Consider the following 20,642-nt stretch of genomic DNA (forward strand, 5'->3'; position numbering starts at 1 on the left):
TCGCCCCTACGACTCAAGGCGACCCGTCTCGTTCTGGCCGTGGGCGGCCGGGTTCCAGCGCTCGGCGGGGGGCTCCTCGCCGCGCAGGGTGCCCAGGAGCGCGGCGACGTCGGCCATCACGGCATCCGTGGCCGCGACGAGGTTCGCCGCACCCATCGCGCCGGCGCCGGTGTAGGCGGAGAGATCGGTGGCGGGACCCAGCGCCAGCCGCACGCGTCGCCGCGGTGGCCAGAGGCGGAGCTTGCCGTAGCGCGGGAGGATCTGCTGCACGCCCCAGGTCGCGGCCGGGATCACGGGGATGGGCTCCGCGGCGGCCAGAGCCAGGCGCACCGCCCCGGTCTTGCCGCGCATCGGCCACATGTCCGGGTCGCGGGTGAGCGAGCCTTCCGGGTAGACGATGACGCCGCGGCCGTGGGTCACGAGGTCTTCGGACTGCTGCAGCGTCTGCTTCGCCGCCGCGGACGACGACGACCGGGCGACGGGGACCATGCCGGTCGCCCGCAGGGCGGCGCCCAGGACGGGGACGCGGAACAGGCTCTCCTTCGCCATGAACCGCGGAGCGCGGCCCATGCGCCACGTGCCCACCGCCAGGATCAGCGGGTCGAACTCGCTGTAGTGGTTGGGGGCCAGCACGTACGGACCCTCGGCGGGCAGGTGCTCGGCACCGGTGATCTCGATCTTCGCGAACCATCCGACGGCCGGCACGATGAGCGCGGCGAGCGGCCAGAAGGCGCTGGGCCGCGTCTTCTCGGCGGAGGCGCGTCGCCGCGCGGGACGGGCCACGCCGGTCATCCGACGACGTCGAAGTCGGCGCCCAGCGCCGTCAGCTTCTCGAGGAACTTCTCGTAGCCGCGGCGGATGATGTCCACCCCCGCGACGCGGGAGGTCCCCTCCGCGGCCAGGGCGGCGATGACGTAGCTGTAGCCGCCGCGCAGGTCGGGAACGACGACGTCGGCGCCGTGCAGCGGCGTCGGACCGGTGATGACGGCGGCCTGCTCCAGCGCGCGGCGCGGAACGCGGCGGTCGGCGCTGGCGATGCCCTCGGGGTGCACCACGATGTCGGCGCCCATCTTGTTGAGGGCCTGGGTGAAGCCGAGACGGTTCTCGTAGACCGTCTCGTGAACGGTCGAGACGCCCTCGGCCTGCGTGAGCGCGACGATGAGGGGCTGCTGCCAGTCGGTCATGAAACCGGGGTGGACATCGGTCTCGACGACGACGGGCTTGAGCGCACCGCCGCGGCGGAAACGGATGCCGTCCTCGTGGATGTCGAAGTCGCCGCCCACCTTGCGGAAGACGTTGAGGAAGGTCAGCATCTCCTGCTGCTTCGCTCCGCCGACGAAGATGTCGCCGTCCGTCGCCAGCGCCGCGCAGGCCCAGGATGCGGCCTCGTTGCGGTCGAAGATGCTCCGGTGGTCGTAGCCGCGCAGCGACTCCACACCCTCGATGAAGATGACGCGGTTGGGCTCGTAGGAGATGATCGCGCCCATCTTCTGCAGGACGGCGATGAGATCCATGATCTCCGGCTCGATGGCCGCGTTGCGAAGCTCGGTGGTGCCCTTCGCGCGCACGGCCGTCAGCAGCACCTGCTCGGTCGCTCCCACGCTCGGGTACGGCAGGGCGATGTTCGCCCCGGAGAGCCCGTTCGGAGCGGAGAGGCGGATGCCGCTGGGCAGCTTGTCCACCGTCGCGCCGAAGGCGCGCAGCGCGTCGAGGTGGAAGTCGATCGGACGGTCGCCGATGCGGCATCCGCCGAGGTCCGGGATGAAGGCCTGGCCGAGCAGGTGCAGCAGCGGTCCGCAGAAGAGGATCGGGATGCGCGACGCGCCCGCGTGGGCGTCGATCTCCTCCATGTGCGCCGAGACCGCTCCGCGCGGGTCGAGACGCAGGACGCCGTCGCCGTCGTCGGTCACGGTCACGCCGTGCACCTCCAGGAGCGATCGCACGACCTGGACATCGCTGATGTCGGGTACGTCGCGCAGCACGCTCTCGGTCTCGCCGAGCAGCGCCGCGACCATCGCCTTGGTGGCGAGGTTCTTGGCGCCCTTCACCTCGACGCGTCCGGTCAGCGGCCGCCCGCCCCGGATCTCGAGGACCGAGCCCTCGCCTCCGGCGGGTGTCGACGCCGAAGCGCTCAGGAGGGTGTTCATGGATCGAACCTCACATCGTGTGTCGAGGACGGGAAAGGAGAGGGGCGGGCATGCCCCGATCGGGGGCGGGTCCGTCCTAGCGGACCGGAAGCGTCCGGGGGCGCCACGCCTCGCGGCGCGCCTCGAACTGCGCGATCCTGTCCTCGTTGCGCAGGGTCAGCCCGATGTCGTCGAGGCCTTCGAGGAGTCTCCACCTAGTGTAATCGTCGATCTCGAACGAGACCCGGAGCTCGCCGATCGTCGCGGTGCGCTCGACGAGGTCGACGGTGATCTCGGCGCCCGGATGCGCGTCGATCTCGGCCCAGATCGCCTCGAGGTCGGCCTCGGAGATCACGCCCGTGACCAGGCCCTGCTTGCCGGCGTTGCCCCGGAAGATGTCGGCGAACTTCGGGCTCAGCACCACCTGGAAGCCGTAGTCGCGCAGCGCCCACACGGCGTGTTCGCGGCTCGACCCGGTTCCGAAGTCGGGACCCGCGACGAGCACCGAGGCGTGCGAGAACGTCGGCTGGTTCAGGACGAACTCGGGGTCCTGTCGCCAGTTGGCGAACAGTGCGTCCTCGAAACCGGTCTTGGTCACCCGCTTGAGGTAGACCGCGGGGATGATCTGGTCGGTGTCGACCGCCGAACGCTTCAGCGCGGCGGCGACGCCGGTGTGGGTCGTGAACTTCTCCACGTCAGGCTCCAATCCCGGTCGTCGCGCGCTCCGCAGGTGAGTCGATACGGGGCAGATCGGACGGACTCGCGAGGCGGCCCAGCACCGCGGTGGCGGCGGCCACGAGCGGCGACACGAGGTGCGTGCGCCCGCCCTTGCCCTGACGGCCCTCGAAGTTGCGGTTGCTGGTGGAGGCGCAGCGCTCGCCCGGGGCGAGCTGGTCGGGGTTCATGCCCAGACACATCGAGCACCCCGCGAACCGCCACTCGGCGCCGAACGCGGTGAAGACCTTGTCGAGGCCCTCCGCCTCGGCTTCCAGGCGCACGCGCGCCGAGCCGGGGACGACCATCACCCGCACGTGCTCCGCCTTCTGACGCCCCTCGATGACCGACGCGAAGGCGCGCAGGTCCTCGATGCGGCTGTTCGTGCAGGAGCCCATGAAGACGGCATCCACCGCAACGTCCTTCAGCGGCGTGCCGGCGGCGAGATCCATGTACTCCAGCGCACGCTCCGCGGCCGCGCGCTCGTTCGCGTCGGTGAAGGATGCCGGGTCGGGAACGACGTCCGACAGCGAGACGCCCTGCCCGGGATTGGTGCCCCAGGTGACGAAGGGCTCGAGCTCGTTCGCGTCGAGGAAGACCTCGGCGTCGTAGACGGCGCCCTCGTCGCTCGGCAGCGTGCGCCAATAGGCGACCGCGTCGTCCCAGTCCTGGCCCTGGGGGGCGTGCGGCTTGTCCTTCACGTACGCGAACGTCGTCTCATCGGGGGCGATCATGCCGGCGCGGGCGCCCGCCTCGATGGACATGTTGCACATCGTCATGCGGCCCTCCATCGACAGCGACCGGATGGCGCTGCCGCGGAACTCGAGCACGTAGCCCTGGCCGCCGTTCGCCCCGATCTTGGCGATGATCGCGAGGATGATGTCCTTCGCGGTGACCCCGGGCTTCAGCTCGCCCTCGACGGTGATGGCCATCGTCTTGAACGGCTTCAGCGGCAGGGTCTGCGTGGCCAGGACGTGCTCGACCTCGCTCGTGCCGATACCGAAGGCCATGGCACCGAACGCGCCGTGCGTCGAGGTGTGGCTGTCGCCGCAGACGACGGTGATGCCGGGCATGGTCAGGCCCAGCTGGGGCCCGACGACGTGGACGATGCCCTGTTCCTTGTCGCCGAGCGAGTGCAGGCGTACGCCGAACTCCTCCGCGTTGCGACGCAGGGTCTCGATCTGCGTCCGGCTCGTCAGGTCGGCGATCGGCTTGTCGATCTCGAGCGTCGGGGTGTTGTGGTCCTCGGTCGCGATCGTGAGGTCGAGTCGCCGCACCGAGCGGCCCTCCGCACGCAGGCCGTCGAAGGCCTGCGGGCTCGTGACCTCGTGCACCAGGTGCAGGTCGATGTAGATCAGGTCGGGCTGGCCGTCTTCGCCCTTGACCACGAGGTGGTCGTCCCACACCTTCTCGGCGAGGGTCCGCGGGCGGTCGGGAATCGTCATGCTCATGCTGTCTCGTTCTCCAGATAAGAGGATCAAGCCCGCGACGGACTCCGCGACGAGTGAGGGCTCAGAACGAGGTCTCGTCGCGGCCGCTAAGGAGAAGACGAGCGATCCGCACGGCCTCAGAATACCACCGCGCGGATCGCCGTCGCCCTCAGCGCCCCTCGACGGTCGGCGGCGTGCCCTTCTCGTCGGCGACCGCTTCGGCCGCCGCTGCCGGCGTCCGGGGTGCCGCCGCGGGCCCTGCGCCGCGCTCCCGCGCGGAGGCCACGAGGCTCGCCCCGGTCGCCACGACCATCGAGACGACGATGACTCCGAGCGACATCCAGGTCGAGATGTCGGGCGCCCACGCGATGTGCTCGCCGCCGTTGATGAACGGGAGCTCGTTCTCGTGCATCGCGTGCGCGATCAGCTTCACCCCGATGAAGGCGAGGATGAAGGCGATGCCGTAGTGCAGGTACTTGAGCCGGTCGAGCAGGTCGCCCAACAGGAAGTAGAGCTGGCGCAGCCCCATCAGCGCGAAGATGTTCGCCGTGAACACGATGAACGCGTTCTGGGTGATGCCGAAGATCGCGGGGATCGAGTCGAGCGCGAACAGCAGGTCGGTCATGCCGATGGCCACGAACACGATGATCATGGGCGTGAACATCCGCTTGCCGTCGACGACCGTGCGCACCTTCGGACCGTCGTAGTCGTCGCTGATGTCGATCGTGCGCCGGAGCAGCCGCACGATGAACGACTCCTTCTTGACCTCGTCCTCGTGGTCGCCGCCCGGGAAGGCCTGCTTCCAGGCGGTGTAGATGAGGAAGGCCCCGAAGATGTAGAAGATCCAGCTGAACTGCTCGATGATCGCCGCTCCGGCGAGGATGAACAGGCCCCGGAGCACGAGCGCGATGATGATGCCCACCATCAGCACCTTCTGCTGGTACCGGCGCGGCACCGAGAACTGGCTCATGATCAGCACGAAGACGAAGAGGTTGTCGATGGAGAGGCTGTACTCCGTGAGCCACCCGGCGACGAACTGCCCGGCATACTCGCCGCCGGCGAAGAACCACATGAATCCCGCGAACACGAGCGCGAGGGCGACGTAGAAGACGACCCACAGGCTCGACTCCTTGGGCGACGGGATGTGCGGTCGCTTCGCGATGAGCACGAGGTCGGCGACGAGGATGAGCACCAGCACGACGAGCGAGCCGATCTCGAACCAGACGGGGAGGTCCATGCAGGCCTTTCGAGGGATGACGAAACGTCGAAAGTCTCTCCCCCGCGACCACCCGTCGGGCGGCGGCGGCGCGCGCCCGGGGTCCCGACGACGGGCCCGTGATGACGGACGCGCGAGGACGGGATACTCCCTCTCGCTCAGGACACGATACCGGCTCGCACCCCGGAGGCGCTCCCCGCCGGTCGGCCCGCAGGCCGGCGGCGATCGGATCTGAGACGATTCCTCCACGGCCGACACTTCCTGAGTGAGAGACGATGAGGACACGATGACCCAGGACACCGGCACGCGTACCGATGCCGAGCTCGTCGCGGAGGCCGCCGCCGGCAGCGAGCTCGCCTTCCGGACGCTCTACCGCGCCTATGCGCGACCCGTCTATTGGATCGCGCACGGCCTGGTCGGCACGGCGCAGGATGCCGAGGACGTGACCCAGGAGACGTTCCTGGCCGCGTGGCGCAAGCTCCGGGAACTGGAGCTGCACAGCGCGTCGCTGCTCCCCTGGCTCGTCACGGTCTGCCGCTTCCAAGCGGCGAACCGTGTGCGCCGCCAGCACCGCGACCGCGCGCACCTCGGAGCGCCCGTCGACGAATCCGTGCCGGACGGCGTCGACATCGAACGTCAGGTGATCGACGCCGACCTCGCCGATCGGATCGCGGCGGAGGTCGCCACCTTCAGCGAGCTCGACCAGAGCATCTTCCGTCTGTGCGCCGCCGAGGGCTACGGATACCAGGCGGCGGCCGAGCACCTCGGCGTCACGCACGGCGTCGTCCGCAATCGTCTCTCCCGCATCCGCAGCTCACTGCGCACCACCATCGCATCGGAGGGGTCATGACCACCGCACACACCGCACTGCCCGAGCTCGGCGACGATCGCGTGGAGGCGATCGAGCACGCGCTCTTCGCACGCATCGCGGACGAACGTCGCGCGCAGTGGGAGCGCAGCGAACGCGAACGGATCCGCGCCGTCCGCCGCGGCCGCATCTGGATGGGCGGGGCCGCGGCCGCCGCCGTCGTGGCGGTCGCGGCGATCATGGCACCGTCGATCGCGGGAACCCTGCAGGGCACGTCCGGGGCGTCGTCCGCCGCACTTCCCGCGGTGATCGCACCGGGCGGGAGCACCGCCGAGCTCGGGCTGACCGATGGACGGGCCGGGGATGCCGCGCCCGGCGGCATGAGCGGAGCCGGCGTGGCGGCCGACGCCGCCACCGGGAGCGCGGGACGCGAGATCGCGACGACCGCCTCGGCGACCGTCGAGGTCGCGGACGCCGCTGCCGCGGCCGAGGGCATCGCGGCGGCAGCCGTCGCCGCGGGCGGCTACGTCGAATCCCAGAGCACCGGCGCCGGAGCGCCCGTCGACGTGATGTCGGGCACGGGAGTCGTCATGCCGATGCCGTCGGGCGCGTGGATCACCGTCCGCATCCCCGCCGACCGCCTCTCCGAGACGGTCGCGGGACTGTCCGCCTACGGGACGGTGACCTCGTCGCAGACCGACCGGCGCGACGTGACCACGGAGGCCGTCGACCTGCGCGCCCGGGTCTCCGCCCTCGAGTCCTCCGTCGCACGCCTCACGGAGCTGATGCAGCAGTCGTCGTCGACCGCCGATCTGATCGCGGCGGAATCCGCGCTGTCGGAGCGTCAGTCCGAGCTGGAGTCCCTCCGACAGCAGCTGAGCTGGGTGCAGTCCCAGGTCGAGATGTCGACGCTGAGCGTCTCGCTCGTCACGCCCGCCCCCGCCGTCACCGCCGATCCGGCGGGATTCGGCGACGGCGTCGCGGCCGGCTGGAACGGTCTCGTCGCGACTCTCAACGGCCTGGTCATCGCGATCGGGTTCCTGCTCCCCTGGCTCGGCCTGATCGCGTTCGCCGCCCTGATCGTGTGGGGTGCGCGCCGGGTCGTCCGCCGTCGTCGGGCCCGCACCCGCGCGCCCGAGACCGTCGACGAGGCCGGTCCCGCAGCCTGACCCACCTCGGGGTCTGTCGCGTCGCGACAGACCCGCAGACGACAGAAGCCCGGTCCGTGTGGACCGGGCTTCTGCGGTGGTGACCCCAGCGGGATTCGAACCCGCGTTACCGCCGTGAGAGGGCGGCGTACTAGGCCGCTATACGATGGGGCCGTACCTTTTCGCTGCGTAAGCAACCGTTCGATTATGCCATGGCGAACGACCCCTCGCCAAATCGAGGCCCGGATGCGCGTCCGGCTTGCCCGGATCGCGGGACAGGCGTTGACTGAGCGACATGCGCGTCACCAAACACGAACACGCTTGCCTGCGCCTCGAGCGCGAAGGAAGCCAGCTGATCATCGACCCCGGAACCTTCACTCTTCCGCTGCAGGATCTGGCCGGGACGGTGGGCGTCGTGCTCACCCATGAGCACCCCGACCACTGGACGCCCGAGCACCTCCGTCGCATCCGTGAGCACGCGCCCGACGTACCGATCTACGGGCCGCAGGGTGTCGCGGATGCGGCCGCGGAGTTCGGCGTCACCGTCGTCGCTCCGGGCGACAGCGTGAGCGCCGGCCCGTTCGCGCTGCGCTTCTTCGGCGGGCGGCACGCCGTCATCCACGAGTCGATCCCCGTCATCGACAACGTCGGCGTGCTCGTGGACGACGAGCTCTACTACCCCGGCGACTCCTACGCGGTCCCCGAAGGGGTCGAGGTCCGGCTCCTCGCCGCGCCGGTGGGCGCGCCGTGGCTGAAGATCGGCGAGGCGATCGACTTCGTCCTCGCCGTGCAGCCCGAGCACGCCTTCGCCACGCACGACATGACGCTCTCGCGCATCGGACTCGACATGCACCGCGGGCGTCTGCAGTGGGCGGCCGAACAGGGCGGGGGTCGGTTCAGCCCGCTCGACCCGGGCGACGCCATCGATCTCTGAGGCCCCGAACGCCGGATGCCGCGACCCCCGGAGAACATCCGGGGGTCGCGGCATCCGTGGATCCGTGTCCGATCAGGCCTCGGCGTCGTGGTCCGTCTCGAGGAACGCGACGAGCGTGTCGAGGGCCGCCTCGGCGCCCTCGCCCTCCGCCTTGAGCGTGACGACGGTGCCCTGCGTGGCGCCCAGACCCATCAGCGTGAGGATGCTGCCGGCGTTGAGGTCAGGACCGCCCTCGACCGCGATCGTCACGGGGACGCCGGTCTGCTGGACCGCCTGCACGAAGAGCTTCGCGGGGCGCGCGTGCAGACCCGAGCTGCTGGCGACGGTGGCCTGGCGTTCTGCCATGGGATCCTCCTTGGATCGTGTTGGGATATCTCCATCGAGACTAGGCGTTCACGGCCTCGGGAGAAACCGAGGACGCACCGGGAATACCCTCGTTCACGGCCGATCCACGGCGTGCGAAGCGCTTGAGCGCGACGACGGTGAATGCCGAGACGACCGTTCCCGCGGCGATGGCGAGCAGCCAGAGCCAGAAGTTGTCGATCGCGAAGAAGACGAAGATGCCGCCGTGGGGCGCCTTGCTCGTGACGGCGAACGCCATCGAGAGCGCACCGGTCACCGCACCGCCGAGCATCATCGCCGGGATCACCCGGAAGATGTCGGCCGCCGCGAACGGGATCGCACCCTCGGAGATGAACGCAGCGCCGAGCAGCCAGGCCGCCTTGCCGTTCTCGCGCTCCGGCTCGGTGAAGAGCTTGCGGTCGATGACGGTGGATGCCAGGGCCATCGCCAGCGGCGGGACCATGCCCGCAGCCATGACGGCCGCCATGATCTGCAGGTAGCGCTCGTCGCCCGCGATGCCCGCGGCGAGGTTGCCGGTCGCGAAGGCGTAGGCCACCTTGTTGACCGGACCGCCGAGGTCGAAGCACATCATCAGGCCGAGGATGATGCCGAGGATGATCACGCCGGCGCCGGTGAGGCCCGACAGCCAGTCGTTGAGGGCCTTGGTGAGCCAGGCGATCGGACCGCCGAGCACCAGCAGCATGAGACCGGAGGCGAAGATCGAACCCAGCAGCGGGATGATCACGACCGGCATGAGACCGCGCAGCCAGCGCGGCACGTCGAGGCCGTTCAGCCAGCGGGCGGCGACACCGGCGAGCAGACCACCGACGATGCCGCCGAGGAAGCCCGCGCCCATGAAGCCCGCGACGGCACCGGCGACGAAACCGGGGGCGATACCCGGCCGGTCGGCCATGCCGTACGCGATGTAACCGGCGAGGGCCGGCACCAGGAAGCCGAACGACAGCGCGCCGATCTTGAACAGCACGGCGCCGAGGTAGACGATCAGCGAGGTGTCGCCGAGGTTCCACAGCGTCGACGCGCCGAGGATCTTGTCCGCGTTGAACGCGATCTCATAGCCGCCCAGCAGGAAGCCGAGGGCGATGAGCAGACCACCGCCGGCGACGAAGGGGATCATGTAGCTGACGCCGGTCAGCAGCGCGCGCTTGATGCTCGCGCCGTACGACTCCCCCGCGCCCGACGTGGCGGTGGATGCCGCCGCCGCCGATCCGCTGACGCGGGTCGCGTTCGGGTTCTTCGCGGCGGCGATGGCCTCGGCCACCAGCTGACCGGGCGCCTCGATGCCGCGCTTGACGCTGGCGCGGACGACGGGCTTGCCGGCGAAGCGCTGCGGCTCGCGCACGTCCACGTCGACGGCGAAGATGACGGCGTCGGCGGCCTCGATGATCTTCGGGTCGAGCGCCTTGTATCCGCTCGATCCCTGCGGCTCCACGATGAGGTCGACGCCGTCCTTGCCGCCCTGCGCGGTGAGGGCGTCGGCCGCCATGAAGGTGTGGGCGATGCCGGTCGCGCACGCCGTGACCGCCACGATCCGGGCGGGGCGTCCGTCGATCAGGTGCGCGCTGTCCGCGCTCGCCGTCGCGGCGGGCGCCGTCGATGCTGCGGGAGCACCGGTGCCCGAGACGGCCTCGGTCACGAGGGCGACGACATCCTCCGGCCGTTCGGCCGCGCGCAGTCCCGCGGTGAAGTCCTCGCGCATGAAGCTGCGCGCGAGCTGCGACAGCACGGCGAGGTGCTCCTCGGCCGCCGTGTCCGGGGCGGCGATGAGGAAGACGAGGTCGGCCGGACCGTCCTCCGCGCCGAAGTCGATGCCCGGCTTCAGACGGGCGAAGGCGAGCGTCGCCTCGCGCACCGCGGCGCTCTTGGCGTGCGGGATCGCGATGCCGCCGGGCAGACCGGTCTCGTCGGTCTGCTCGCGCTTCCAGGCGTCGGCGGCGAGGGCTGCGGCATCGCTCGCCCTCCCCGTCGCCGCCACGCGCGCGGCGAGGGCGTCGATGACGGCCCGCTTGTCGGTGCCGAGCGACGCGTCAAGGCTGACGAGCGCCGGCGTGATGATCTCTGACACGGTGACCTCCAGTGGTCGAGTGGGTTCAGGATGGGGTTTTCAGGGGGCGAGAGGGCTCACCGGCACGTCGCCGGGGAGCAGATCGTCGGGCGTCGGGGCCTGCGTTCCGGGCAGCGCGGCCGCCGCGGACCCGTAGCGGATGCCGCTGCGCACCCGCTCGTCGGGAGCGGCTCCCGCGACGTCGGCGAGGAGGAAGCCCGCCAGCGAGCTGTCTCCGGCACCGACGGTGCTGCGTACCCGCGTCGCCGGCGGCGTGCCGAACCAGGCTCCGTCGGCCGTCACGAGGACCGCGCCGTCGCCACCCAGCGTGACGAAGGCGGCGCCCACCCGCTCGGGCACGAGCTGCGAGGCGACGGCGCGGACGGCCTCCGCCAGCGGCAGCGCCGGGTCGAGGGGGACGCCGGCGAGCTCCACGAGTTCCTCGTCGTTGGGCTTGATGAGATCGGGCGCTCCGCGCTCGACGACGGCCCGCAGGGCGGCCCCCGACGTGTCCACGGCGATGCGCGGCGCTTCGGGGCCGGTCGCGCGGACGGCGGTGATCACGTCGACGTAGAAGTCGTCGGGCAGTCCGGGTGGCAGCGACCCCGCCAGCACCAGCCATCGCGCACCCGCCGACGCCTGCACCGTCGCGGCGATGAGTGTCGCGGCATCCGCGTCGCTGCGCGTCACACCGGGCAGGTTCACCTTCGTGGTCACGCCGTCGTGGTCGGTCAGCGTGAGGTTCGCCCGCGCGGTTCCGGGCAGGGGCACGGCGACGACCGGCACGCGCGCCGAGCGGAGCACGGATGCGAACGGGTCGTCGGCGTCGAGCGGGAGGACCGCGGTGCTGATCACCCCCGATCCGGTCAGCACACGGGTGACGTTGATGCCCTTCCCCCCGGCATCCTCGCGGACGGCGACGGCGGACTGCACCTCGCCGACGCGCAGGGCCTCGGCGAGGGTCACCGTCCGGTCGAGCGACGGGTTCGCGGTGAGCGTGACGATCATGCGGTCCACACCTCCACATCGGCGTCGTCGAGGGCGGCGACGAGGTCGGCGGGCGGCGGCGCATCGGTGACGAGGATGTCGAGATCGGCGAGCCGGCCGAAGGAGACGAGCAGCTCCCCGTCGAACTTCTCGGCGTCGGCGAGCACCACGATGCGGCGCGCCGAGGCGATGATGGCGCGCTTGACCGCGGCCTCGTCGGGATCGGGTGTGCTCAGTCCGAAGGTGGCGGACAGGCCGTTGGTGCCGATGAAGGCGAGGTCGGGGCGCAGCCGGGAGATCGCATCGACCGTCTGGGCGCCCACGGCCGCCGCGGTCAGCCCGCGCACGCGGCCGCCGATGGCGGTGAGGTTGAGCCCGGGCGCTCCGGCCAGCAGGTGCGCCACCGTCATCGAGTGGGTGACGACCTCGAGCGGATGCCCGGTGACCGGGCGCTGGGCGAGCAGTCCGGCGACGGCGGCCGTCGTCGTCCCCGCGTCGATGTAGATGGATCCGTCGCCATCGGCGCCGATGGCCTCCAGGGCCCGCTCCGCGATCGCGCGCTTCGCGTCGCTGCGGCGCTGCGTGCGCTCCACGAAGGAGGTCTCGACCGTGCTGACCCGGGTGCGGGCCACGGCCCCGCCGTGCACGCGACGCACGATTCCCGCCGTCTCGAGCTGGTCGAGATCGCGGCGCACGGTCTCGGTGGTCACGCCGAAGCGGCGCGCCAGGTCGACGACGGCGACGCGTCCGTCTGTACTGACCAGGTGCTCGATGAGCTGCTGTCGCTCCGTTGCGTACACGTATCCTCCTTGAATATCCACACGGTACAACACAAACACAGATATAACAACAGTCTGCTCCGTGGAAAACCACACGAGGGCCACGGACGACGAAGGGCCCCGATCCGAAGATCGGGGCCCTTCGTGCGGACGGGACGTCCGCGGTGGATGCCGAGGCTCAGGCCTCGCTCATCACCGTGACCTCCTGCTGGCCGCGGGCGGCCAGGGCGGCGGCACGGGCGGCGATGCGGCGCTCCTGCTCGATCTGCCCGGCATCCAGCGTCTCCTGGTCGACCGGGTAGCTGTCCACCTTGTTCACCCCGTTGTACTTGGCGATGTAGGCGTCGAGCTCGGGGCCCGACTCCCACGAGGTGATGAGGCAGTAGCGCGGCTCGTCGCCGTAGTGGGCGGCGGCGTGCCAGAGGCGCTGGGTGTCGACGATGAGCTGCGCGCCCGCGGGCAGGGCGATGCGGGTCTCCTCGCTCGGATCGGTGCGGTTCTCCCGCAGCACGAAGTAGCTCGTCTTGTCGTCGGTGAGGTTGAAGAAGCCGCGCACGACCCAGCCGGTGCCGTCCGGGTTCAGACGGTTGTTGTCGTCCTGGTGCAGGTTGTAGAGGCAGTCGGCATACGTGTTCGGCTGCAGCTCGATGATGCGGCAGCGGCCGACGTTCGCCCCCGGCTCCTGCGCACGCGCGGTGAGCGTCGGTGCGATGGCGGTCTGCGCGTCGATCCAGACGCCGTCCTTGTCGGTGCGCGGCGGCTTGTGGTTCCAGAAGCCGTTGCACTCGATCTCGCCCTTGGCGGAGGCCAACGGGGCGAACCGGGTGTCGCCCGAGGACTTCCAGTCGACGTACTCGACGTCGAGCCACTCCTTCGGGTCGATCTCCTTGTTGTAGCGGTCGAGGACGACGTAACCGGTCTCCTCGAGGGCCGCGCTCTTGATGTAACCCATGACGGATCCAACCTTTCTGCCGGACAAGCGAAGTTTTTACAGGCCCGGCCGAGGCAAGCCTACCGAGCGGTCCCGGGAACGCGATTAGACTCGACGGCGGTCATCGAGAGCGAGCGCGGAGGCGACACGGAGAACATGAGCACCGGCACGAACCTCGCCCCCTCGGTCTCCGCGTCCCACGTCTCCGCGACCGCCGTCGCCACGATCGCGTGGCTCTCGGCATCCGACACCACCATCGTCGTTCCGGTCTACCAGCGGCAGTACCGCTGGGACATCGGCGGCTGCGAGCAGCTCCTCGGCGATGTGCGCGCGGTGGCGGATGCGGGCGCCGGCCACACGCACTTCATCGGCTCGATCCTCTCGACCGCCTCGGTCTCCGACGACGATGACGCCCATCTGGTCCTCATCGACGGACAGCAGCGCATCACGACGCTCATGCTGCTGGTCGCCGCCCTGCACCACACCCTGCGCGACGACGACCCGGAGCTGGCCGCCGAGCTCGAGCGGGTGCTGGTCCGCGACGACGATCCCGCACGGACGAAACTCCGGCCGCATCGCGCCTGGGCGGAGGTCTTCGAGAGCGTCGTGCGCGACCGTCGGACGCCCGACGATGAGACGCGCGTGTCGCGTTTCGACGACAACTACGCGTTCTTCCGCAGCCAGATCCGTCCCGACGAGGCCGCCCACATCTGGCGGGGCCTCCAACGCCTCGAGCACGTCGCGATCACCCTCGGGCCCGAGGCGAACGCGCAGCAGACCTTCGAGAGCCTCAACTCGACGGGCGAACCGCTGCGCGACCACGAGCTGATCCACAACTACGTGCTGATGGGTCTCTCCCACGCCCAGCAGAGCGAGATCGAAGACCATTACTGGGTTCCGATCGAGGAGAACACCGGCGAGCAGATCGGCGACTTCTGGCGGCACTACCTCGTCATGCTCACCGGCCGCGAGGTCACCGTGGCCGGCGAGCGGGGCGTCTACGACACCTTCCGCGCCGAGTTCCCGCACCTCGACCTGGCGACGCTGCGCGAGCGCGCCGCGCAGTGGCGCGACTACTCCGCGCTCTACGCCACCCTCCTCGACCCGGCGCGCGTCGCCGACGCGCCGATCGGGCGGCAGCTGGCCCTGCTCAACACCTTCGGACGCGGCATGTATCCGCTCGCTCTGCGCCTGCTCCACGAGCATCGCTCCGGACAGCTCCCGACCTCGGAGCTGATCACGTCGCTCGAGCAGCTGCAGTCGCTGCTGATGCGCCGCACCGTCGTCGGGGTGACCACCGACCGGCTCGTCGCTCGCCTCTGCCGCGCCGCGGCGCTCTCACGCGACGATCTGGTCCGGGCGATCGCGCGGATCACGCCCTCCGACGAGCGCACCCGCGTGGGTCTGAAGTTCAGCGCGCTCCCCCACCCGGCCTACGTGCTGGGGCGGCTCGCGGGCGACATCGACACGGCGCCGCTGGATCTCGAGCACATCGTGCCGCTCGCACCGTCCGACGAGTGGTCGCCCGACGGCTCGCGCCGCTGGGCCGAGCTCTCCGACGACGAGCAGAACAGCTTCCGTGCGCTGGCCCAGACCCTGGGAAACCTGACGCTGCTCGAACGGGAGCTCTTCGACCGCGCGTTCGACGCCTCGTTCCCGCAGAAGCGGAACGCCTACCGCGACAGCGCGCTCGCCGTCACGCAGGCCGTCGCGGACGCCGAGGCGTGGTCGACCGCGGCGATCGCGGCGCGCACGCAAGAGCTGACCGACCTCTTCCTGAGCGTCTGGAAGCGTCCCGCCGTCGTCTCCATCGACGACGACAACCTCACTCCCATTCTCGACGCCCGCAAACGCCGCGGATGGCCTCGGGGCTGGCAGCGCGAGTTCGACTACGTCGAGTTCCGCGGCGAGCACTGGGAGGTTCCCGACATCCGCTACCTCTTCAACCGCATCTTCAAACGGTTGTGGGCGGACTCGCGACAGAGCGTGATCGACTTCAGCGCACGCCGCGGCGGCCCCGTCTACCCGGCCAAGGCGTGGAACGGCCAGTGGGATGAGCTGGGCGACGGCCAGTACCTCTACATGGGGTGGGACTCCAAGTACATGCTCACGGCGGTGCAGGGCGTGCTCGACGAGGCCGGCTGGGCCTCCGAGGTGTTCGTCAAGTACTCCTACATCGGCAATGCGATGAACTGATCGGAGCGATCATGGCCCGGCGTCGACTACCGTCCGCTCGCACACGCGCCTCCCGAGACGACGGGGGCGACACGCGGCGATGGCGCTCCGTCCGGCGCCAAGTGGACGCGCTCGACGTGGCCACCTTCACCGCGATCGCCGGCACGCGCAGCCCGATCCTCGACGGGGCGATGCCGCCGCTCACGCGGTCCGCCGACCGCTCCGTGCTCTGGATGGGGGTGGCGGCGCTCCTCGCGGCCACCGGTCGGCCCCGGGCGCGCCGGGCCGCGGTGCGCGGCCTCGCCGCGATCGGGCTCACCAGCCTCCTCGCCAACCAGGTGTCCAAGCGTCTGCACCGCCGCCCGCGGCCGGCCATCACCCAGGTGCCGGTGCAGCGGCTGGCCCACCGCATCCCCGCCTCGACGTCGTTTCCGAGCGGCCACTCGGCCAGCGCGATGGCGTTCGCCGCGGCAGCATCCGCCGAGTCCCCGATCCTGACCGTGCCGCTGCGCATGCTGGCGGGCCTCGTCGGCTTCTCGCGGGTCGCCACCGGAGCGCACTACCCGTCGGACGTCGCGGCGGGTTTCGCGCTCGGCGAGGCGGTCGCCTGGCTGACGACGCGGATCGTGCCGGTGGAGCGCGTGGACCCGCTGCAGGACGCGCTCGCGGTGCACGCGGGCACGCCGCGGCCGGACGGCGCGGGCATCGCGCTCGTCATCAACCCTCGATCGGGCTCGGGGCGCGCGGCGCGGATCCTCCCGGTGGTGCGCCGCACGCTGCCGGCGCTGCGGATCGTCGAGCTGGGTGCGGACGACGACTACGCCGAGGTGATCCGCCGCACCGCGCAGGAGTGCGAGGTCCTCGCGGTCGCCGGCGGCGACGGCACGGTGCAGCAGGCCGCGGCCGCCGCCCACGAGAACGGCATCCCGCTGGCGGTTCTGCCGGCGGGCACCTTCAACCACTTCGCGAAGGACCTCGGGATGTACCCGCTGTCGGCTGCCATCGACGCCGTCCGGGCCGGCACCGTCGCGAAGGTCGATCTCGGCGAGGTGAACGGCAGGATCTTCGTCAATACCGCCAGCGTCGGCGCGTACACCGATTTCGTCGCGATCCGCGAGCGGTACGAGCACCGCATCGGCAAGCCTCTCGCCGCCCTCGTCGCGGCGGTGCGGACGCTGGGACGGGCCCGCGCCGTGCGCGTGCGCGTCCGCGACCTCGACGGTCGCGCCGTCGACGCGCGGTTCAGCCTGCTCTTCCTCGGCAACGGCCGGTACGAGCCGCGCGGGTTCGCCCCCGTTCACCGCGCGACGCTCGACGACGCGCGGCTGGATCTGCGCGTGCTCGGCGTGTCGCGTCGCGGCGCCCGCGCGCGCGTGGTCCTCGACCTGTTCACGGGGCGGATCTCGCGCAACCGCCGCTACCAGGAGTTCTCGGATGCCGAGTTCGATCTCGAACTGCTCGACGGGCCCTACCGGATCGCCCGCGACGGGGAGCTCGGCGAAGAGGTCGATCACCTCTCCGCGCGCGTCCTCCCGCGCGCCCTCACCGTGATCGCGCCCGCCTCGGCGTCGCGCTGATCGGCGCAGCGGCGCCGGCCGACGCTGGACCGCACGGTCGCGGTCGCCCTATCCTCGACACGAGCGGGACGTCGGCGTGCCGCATGAGGGGGCACGAGGATGGCTTCGACCATGGCTGATGCGCGGCGCCGACCGAGACTGCTGACGACGACGGTGACGGCGACGGCCGTGGGGCTGGCCCTCTCCGGCTGCGCGTGGAGCTCCCCGCCCGAGCCGGCGCCCACGGTCGCCGTGACCACGGGGACCTTCCCGAATCAGGACGTCGTCGCGCTGTACACCGATCGTGAGAGCGCCGTCGCCGCCGCCCTCACGGCTCTGCCCGGCCAGATCGACGACGCACTGCGTCGATCGAAGGTTCCGGGGCTCGCCGTCGCGGTCGTCTCGCACGATGCCGTGCTGTACGAGGGCGGGTTCGGCGTGCGCGACGTGTCCACCGGCGTCAAGGTCGACACCGACACCGTGTTCGAGCTGGCATCGCTGTCGAAGCCGCTGTCGGCCACGATCGTCGCCAAGGCCATGACCGAGAACCCCGAGCTCTCGTGGTCCACGCCGGTGCGCACCTTCATGCCCGACTTCGCGCTCGATGACCCGTACGTCACCCAGAACGCCACGATCGGCGACTTCTTCGCCCACCGCACCGGCATCCCCACCGGCGGTGGAGACGACCTCGAAGACCTCGGATTCGACCGCGACTACATCCTCGACGACCTCCGTGAGATCCCCCTGCAGCCGTTCCGTTCGACCTATCAGTACTCGAACTTCGGTCTGACGGCCGGCGCGCAGGCCGTCGCCGCCTCCCGCGGTCAGACGTGGGAACAGACGGCGCAGGAGCTGCTGTTCACGCCCTTGGGTATGACGTCGACGAGTATGAGCCACGCCGACTACCTCGCTGCCGACGACCGCGCCGTGCTGCACGCACGGATCGGCGACGACGATTTCCAGCCGCTGTTCGACCGCGACGCGGATGCCGAGGCGCCCGCGGGCGGCGCATCCTCGACCGTCGGCGACCTGGCGACGTGGATGCAGCTGCTGCTGTCCGACGGGCAGCGAGGCGGTTCCGCCTTCATCGCCACGGGGCCGCTGAACGAGGCGCTGTCGGCGCAGATCGTCAGCTCCCACCCGGGCGATCTGGATCAACGGCCCGGTCACTACGGCTTCGGCATCAACGTGGGTTCCGGCGCCGGCGGCCGCGTCACGCTCAGCCACTCGGGGGCCTTCGGCCTCGGCGCCGCGACCGCCGCGACCCTCGTCCCCGATCTCGACCTCGGCATCGTCGTCCTCACCAACGGCGCCCCCGTCGGCCTTCCCGAAGCGGTCGTGCAGACGTTCCTCGACGAGGTCATGTACGGGCATTCCACCCGCGACTGGGTGGACACGATGCACGGCTTCTTCGCGTCCTACAACGCGCCGTCCGGCGACCTGGCCGGCATGCAGGCACCGGCGGATGCCGCGGCATCCGGGCCCGTCGCCGACTACACCGGAACGTACGTCAGTCCGTATTTCGGCACCCTGACGGTGACCTCGGCGGGCACCGGCCTCCGCGGCTCGCTCGGACCGAAGGGCGAGACCGCGTTCGACATCACGCCGTGGGACGGCGACACGATGGCGTACGTCCCCACGGGCGAGAACGCGTTGCCGGGCTCCCTCTCGTCGGTCGTCTTCACCCGCGCGGACGGACGGGTGACCTCCGTGACCCTCACCTTCCTCAACCGCTATGCGCAGATCGCGACGCCGTCGGGGTTGGGGGTCTTCACGAGGTCGGGCTGAGATCGGACATCGGCGCGAGTGGAATTGACCCGGCACGCGACGCGGCGACGGCAGTGCCCGGCGCGATAGCGTCGCACGCATGACGAGCGTGCCGGCGTGGATCGCCCAGCTGTCAGGAATGGACCCGCTCAGCTGGGCCGCGTTCCTCGATGCCCATTCCGGGTTGCCCGGTCCGCGCGCGGATCTCGCACTCGTCGACGCGGCGGCGCGCACCGCCGACGCAGCCGTCATCGACGCGCTCCTTCGAGATGGACGCGAATACCCCGTCATGTGCGCCGCCGCAGCGCTCGGCCGACGGGCGGGCGAACCGCGTGACGCCCGCCATGCGCGGGCTCTCGCGGCCGACGACCGGTGGCGTGTACGCGAGGGCGTGGCGATCGGACTGCAGCTGCTCGGCGACGACTCCCCCGCGATCCTCAGGGCGCTGGTCGCGGACTGGGTCGACGACCCCGACCCGCTCGTGCAGCGCGCCGCCGTCGCCGCGATCTGCGAGCCGCGACTGCTGCGGACACCGGACGCCGCCCGCGCCGGGTTGGCGGCGTGCGCGCGTGCGACCGCCCACCTCGCCGCGGCGGACACCTCCCACCGCAGGCAGGACGGGGCGCGCACCCTGCGGCAGGCGCTCGGCTACTGCTGGAGCGTCGCCATCGCCGCCGACCCCGTCGGAGGGCTCCCCGTCTTCGCAGCCCTCGACGAGAGCGATCCCGATGTCGCGTGGATCATCCGCGAGAACCGCAAGAAGAAGCGTCTCGCGACGCTCCTGTCTGCCCCGGCGGCGCGGACGGCGACCGACGGCGCGGGCTGACACGATCGCTCGGGAACGTCCGGATGGCGCCACCAATGCTCGGCGCGGAGTACCGACTCCACGATGGAGCGCACCCCGCGGGCCGGAGACCCGAGAACGCGCCAGAGAAGAAGTCGCGGATCGCGCTAGACGATCCCGCCGATCATGGCGTCGCGACGCAGCTGCGCGTGCGTCGCATGGAACCGACCATCGGCCGTCCACCACGCCTCGTGACCCGCGGCATCCGGATGCTGCTCGACGACGGCCGGCCAGTGCGCCTTGATGTCCTTGAGGTAGTAGCGGATCTCACCGCCGACCGTGCGCTTGACCACCTTGTCCGACGACTCGAGCTGCTCCTGCGTGGGTTCGGTCATGCGGTCAGCATAGGCTCGGCGATCGCCGTTGGCGAGGGTGTGCGGCTGCCGCGGCGCCTCGCATGCCGTGGTGGGCCGATCAGCTCAGTGCGGATGCCTGCCGGACACGGCAACAGGCACACGCCTCAGAAACAAGGAGCCTCCCTCGACATGAGCGTCGAAGGAGGGGTTCGGACATGCAGAGAGCTTGCTCATTCGAGAGCGATGAATTTGCTGGGGTACCTGGACTCGAACCAAGAACAACTGAACCAGAATCAGCCGTGTTGCCAATTACACCATACCCCAGAGGGTGACGACCGAAGTCGTACCGAGGGTCAAGCTTAGCCCACACACAGGCGGTGTCCAAACCAGCCGGATCCCGCATTGCCCGCCGGGCGACGCCCCGGCGACACTGAGCGCATGACAACCGTTCGCTCCGCCACCGTCGTGGGCGCCACCGCCTTCCTGCTCCTGCTGACCGGGTGCGCGGCATCCGGGTCGCCGTACTC

General features: G+C 70.7%; 18 protein-coding genes and 2 tRNA genes. 7 read left to right on the forward strand and 13 right to left on the reverse strand.

Features of this window, described 5'->3' with window-relative positions; genetic code table 11:
• Positions 1 to 6: 6 nt before the first annotated feature.
• From AC6CQV_RS07215 to AC6CQV_RS07235, 5 genes are all read right to left on the reverse strand, one after another.
• A complete protein-coding gene (locus tag AC6CQV_RS07215) occupies positions 7 to 792 on the reverse strand; it encodes a lysophospholipid acyltransferase family protein (protein ID WP_060958457.1) in 786 nt (261 codons plus the stop codon).
• The gene (gene murA / locus AC6CQV_RS07220; protein ID WP_060958456.1) at positions 789 to 2,147 is read right to left on the reverse strand and encodes a UDP-N-acetylglucosamine 1-carboxyvinyltransferase; all 1,359 of its coding nucleotides are present in this window, start codon (positions 2,145 to 2,147) and stop codon (positions 789 to 791) included. The genes AC6CQV_RS07215 and murA overlap by 4 nt, the downstream gene beginning before the upstream one ends.
• A gap of 76 nt (positions 2,148 to 2,223) precedes the next feature.
• The gene (gene leuD, locus AC6CQV_RS07225; RefSeq protein WP_101306221.1) at positions 2,224 to 2,820 is read right to left on the reverse strand and encodes a 3-isopropylmalate dehydratase small subunit; all 597 of its coding nucleotides are present in this window, start codon (positions 2,818 to 2,820) and stop codon (positions 2,224 to 2,226) included.
• 1 nt (position 2,821) lies between these two features.
• The gene (leuC, locus tag AC6CQV_RS07230) at positions 2,822 to 4,291 is read right to left on the reverse strand and encodes a 3-isopropylmalate dehydratase large subunit (RefSeq protein ID WP_498260627.1); all 1,470 of its coding nucleotides are present in this window, start codon (positions 4,289 to 4,291) and stop codon (positions 2,822 to 2,824) included.
• Positions 4,292 to 4,439: 148 nt separating this feature from the next.
• Positions 4,440 to 5,507, reverse strand: a complete 1,068-nt coding sequence (locus AC6CQV_RS07235) for a TerC family protein (RefSeq protein ID WP_498260628.1) — start codon at positions 5,505 to 5,507, stop codon at positions 4,440 to 4,442.
• 265 nt (positions 5,508 to 5,772) lie between these two features.
• On the opposite strand from AC6CQV_RS07235, the gene AC6CQV_RS07240 reads away from it, so the two are divergent.
• Positions 5,773 to 6,336: an RNA polymerase sigma factor gene (locus AC6CQV_RS07240; protein ID WP_191008491.1), complete on the forward strand. Its 564-nt coding sequence runs from the start codon at positions 5,773 to 5,775 to the stop codon at positions 6,334 to 6,336.
• Positions 6,333 to 7,463, forward strand: a complete 1,131-nt coding sequence (locus tag AC6CQV_RS07245; RefSeq protein WP_498260629.1) for a DUF4349 domain-containing protein — start codon at positions 6,333 to 6,335, stop codon at positions 7,461 to 7,463. Before AC6CQV_RS07240 ends, AC6CQV_RS07245 begins: the two co-directional genes overlap by 4 nt.
• A 77-nt stretch (positions 7,464 to 7,540) precedes the next feature.
• Here AC6CQV_RS07245 and AC6CQV_RS07250 read toward each other — a convergent pair.
• A tRNA-Glu gene (locus AC6CQV_RS07250) sits at positions 7,541 to 7,616 on the reverse strand.
• 121 nt (positions 7,617 to 7,737) lie between these two features.
• Here AC6CQV_RS07250 and AC6CQV_RS07255 point away from each other — a divergent pair.
• Complete coding sequence (locus AC6CQV_RS07255; protein ID WP_205282841.1) at positions 7,738 to 8,376, forward strand: MBL fold metallo-hydrolase; 639 nt, start codon at positions 7,738 to 7,740, stop codon at positions 8,374 to 8,376.
• A 72-nt stretch (positions 8,377 to 8,448) separates the two neighbouring features.
• On the opposite strand, the gene AC6CQV_RS07260 is transcribed toward AC6CQV_RS07255, so the two are convergent.
• The 5 genes from AC6CQV_RS07260 to AC6CQV_RS07280 form a co-directional block, all read right to left on the reverse strand.
• Complete coding sequence (locus AC6CQV_RS07260; RefSeq protein ID WP_060958450.1) at positions 8,449 to 8,721, reverse strand: HPr family phosphocarrier protein; 273 nt, start codon at positions 8,719 to 8,721, stop codon at positions 8,449 to 8,451.
• A gap of 40 nt (positions 8,722 to 8,761) precedes the next feature.
• Complete coding sequence (locus tag AC6CQV_RS07265) at positions 8,762 to 10,801, reverse strand: PTS fructose transporter subunit IIABC (RefSeq protein ID WP_498260630.1); 2,040 nt, start codon at positions 10,799 to 10,801, stop codon at positions 8,762 to 8,764.
• Between the two features lie 39 nt (positions 10,802 to 10,840).
• Complete coding sequence (locus AC6CQV_RS07270; RefSeq protein ID WP_498260631.1) at positions 10,841 to 11,788, reverse strand: 1-phosphofructokinase family hexose kinase; 948 nt, start codon at positions 11,786 to 11,788, stop codon at positions 10,841 to 10,843.
• Positions 11,785 to 12,567, reverse strand: coding sequence for a DeoR/GlpR family DNA-binding transcription regulator (locus AC6CQV_RS07275; RefSeq protein ID WP_061781810.1), 783 nt, complete (start codon positions 12,565 to 12,567; stop codon positions 11,785 to 11,787). The genes AC6CQV_RS07270 and AC6CQV_RS07275 overlap by 4 nt, the downstream gene beginning before the upstream one ends.
• Positions 12,568 to 12,724: 157 nt before the next feature.
• Positions 12,725 to 13,498: a hypothetical protein gene (locus tag AC6CQV_RS07280; protein WP_060958446.1), complete on the reverse strand. Its 774-nt coding sequence runs from the start codon at positions 13,496 to 13,498 to the stop codon at positions 12,725 to 12,727.
• Between the two features lie 135 nt (positions 13,499 to 13,633).
• On the opposite strand from AC6CQV_RS07280, the gene AC6CQV_RS07285 reads away from it, so the two are divergent.
• From AC6CQV_RS07285 to AC6CQV_RS07300, 4 genes are all read left to right on the forward strand, one after another.
• Complete coding sequence (locus AC6CQV_RS07285) at positions 13,634 to 15,673, forward strand: DUF262 domain-containing protein (RefSeq protein WP_498260632.1); 2,040 nt, start codon at positions 13,634 to 13,636, stop codon at positions 15,671 to 15,673.
• A 116-nt stretch (positions 15,674 to 15,789) separates the two neighbouring features.
• Positions 15,790 to 17,229, forward strand: coding sequence for a bifunctional phosphatase PAP2/diacylglycerol kinase family protein (locus AC6CQV_RS07290; RefSeq protein ID WP_498260633.1), 1,440 nt, complete (start codon positions 15,790 to 15,792; stop codon positions 17,227 to 17,229).
• A gap of 111 nt (positions 17,230 to 17,340) precedes the next feature.
• A complete protein-coding gene (locus AC6CQV_RS07295; protein ID WP_498260634.1) occupies positions 17,341 to 18,996 on the forward strand; it encodes a serine hydrolase in 1,656 nt (551 codons plus the stop codon).
• A 79-nt stretch (positions 18,997 to 19,075) separates the two neighbouring features.
• Positions 19,076 to 19,801: a HEAT repeat domain-containing protein gene (locus AC6CQV_RS07300; protein ID WP_498260635.1), complete on the forward strand. Its 726-nt coding sequence runs from the start codon at positions 19,076 to 19,078 to the stop codon at positions 19,799 to 19,801.
• Positions 19,802 to 19,926: 125 nt separating this feature from the next.
• Here the strand turns inward: AC6CQV_RS07300 and AC6CQV_RS07305 are convergent, their stop codons facing one another.
• Both AC6CQV_RS07305 and AC6CQV_RS07310 read right to left on the reverse strand, forming a co-directional pair.
• Positions 19,927 to 20,154, reverse strand: a complete 228-nt coding sequence (locus AC6CQV_RS07305; RefSeq protein ID WP_060958434.1) for a hypothetical protein — start codon at positions 20,152 to 20,154, stop codon at positions 19,927 to 19,929.
• A gap of 213 nt (positions 20,155 to 20,367) precedes the next feature.
• A tRNA-Gln gene (locus AC6CQV_RS07310) sits at positions 20,368 to 20,439 on the reverse strand.
• Positions 20,440 to 20,642 lie beyond the last annotated feature (203 nt).

It is taken from the genome of Microbacterium sp. EG9 (assembly GCF_059759475.1).

Excerpts from the sequence above, each read along its gene's own strand:
- AC6CQV_RS07215 (WP_060958457.1), bottom strand. The coding sequence starts at position 792 with ATGACCGGCGTGGCCCGTCCCGCGCGGCGACGCGCCTCCGCCGAGAAG.
- murA (WP_060958456.1), bottom strand. The coding sequence starts at position 2,147 with ATGAACACCCTCCTGAGCGCTTCGGCGTCGACACCCGCCGGAGGCGAG.
- leuC (WP_498260627.1), bottom strand. The coding sequence starts at position 4,291 with ATGAGCATGACGATTCCCGACCGCCCGCGGACCCTCGCCGAGAAGGTG.
- AC6CQV_RS07235 (WP_498260628.1), bottom strand. The coding sequence starts at position 5,507 with ATGGACCTCCCCGTCTGGTTCGAGATCGGCTCGCTCGTCGTGCTGGTG.
- AC6CQV_RS07240 (WP_191008491.1), top strand. The coding sequence starts at position 5,773 with ATGACCCAGGACACCGGCACGCGTACCGATGCCGAGCTCGTCGCGGAG.
- AC6CQV_RS07245 (WP_498260629.1), top strand. The coding sequence starts at position 6,333 with ATGACCACCGCACACACCGCACTGCCCGAGCTCGGCGACGATCGCGTG.
- AC6CQV_RS07255 (WP_205282841.1), top strand. The coding sequence starts at position 7,738 with ATGCGCGTCACCAAACACGAACACGCTTGCCTGCGCCTCGAGCGCGAA.
- AC6CQV_RS07260 (WP_060958450.1), bottom strand. The coding sequence starts at position 8,721 with ATGGCAGAACGCCAGGCCACCGTCGCCAGCAGCTCGGGTCTGCACGCG.
- AC6CQV_RS07270 (WP_498260631.1), bottom strand. The coding sequence starts at position 11,788 with ATGATCGTCACGCTCACCGCGAACCCGTCGCTCGACCGGACGGTGACC.
- AC6CQV_RS07280 (WP_060958446.1), bottom strand. The coding sequence starts at position 13,498 with ATGGGTTACATCAAGAGCGCGGCCCTCGAGGAGACCGGTTACGTCGTC.
- AC6CQV_RS07285 (WP_498260632.1), top strand. The coding sequence starts at position 13,634 with ATGAGCACCGGCACGAACCTCGCCCCCTCGGTCTCCGCGTCCCACGTC.
- AC6CQV_RS07295 (WP_498260634.1), top strand. The coding sequence starts at position 17,341 with ATGGCTGATGCGCGGCGCCGACCGAGACTGCTGACGACGACGGTGACG.
- AC6CQV_RS07300 (WP_498260635.1), top strand. The coding sequence starts at position 19,076 with ATGACGAGCGTGCCGGCGTGGATCGCCCAGCTGTCAGGAATGGACCCG.
- AC6CQV_RS07305 (WP_060958434.1), bottom strand. The coding sequence starts at position 20,154 with ATGACCGAACCCACGCAGGAGCAGCTCGAGTCGTCGGACAAGGTGGTC.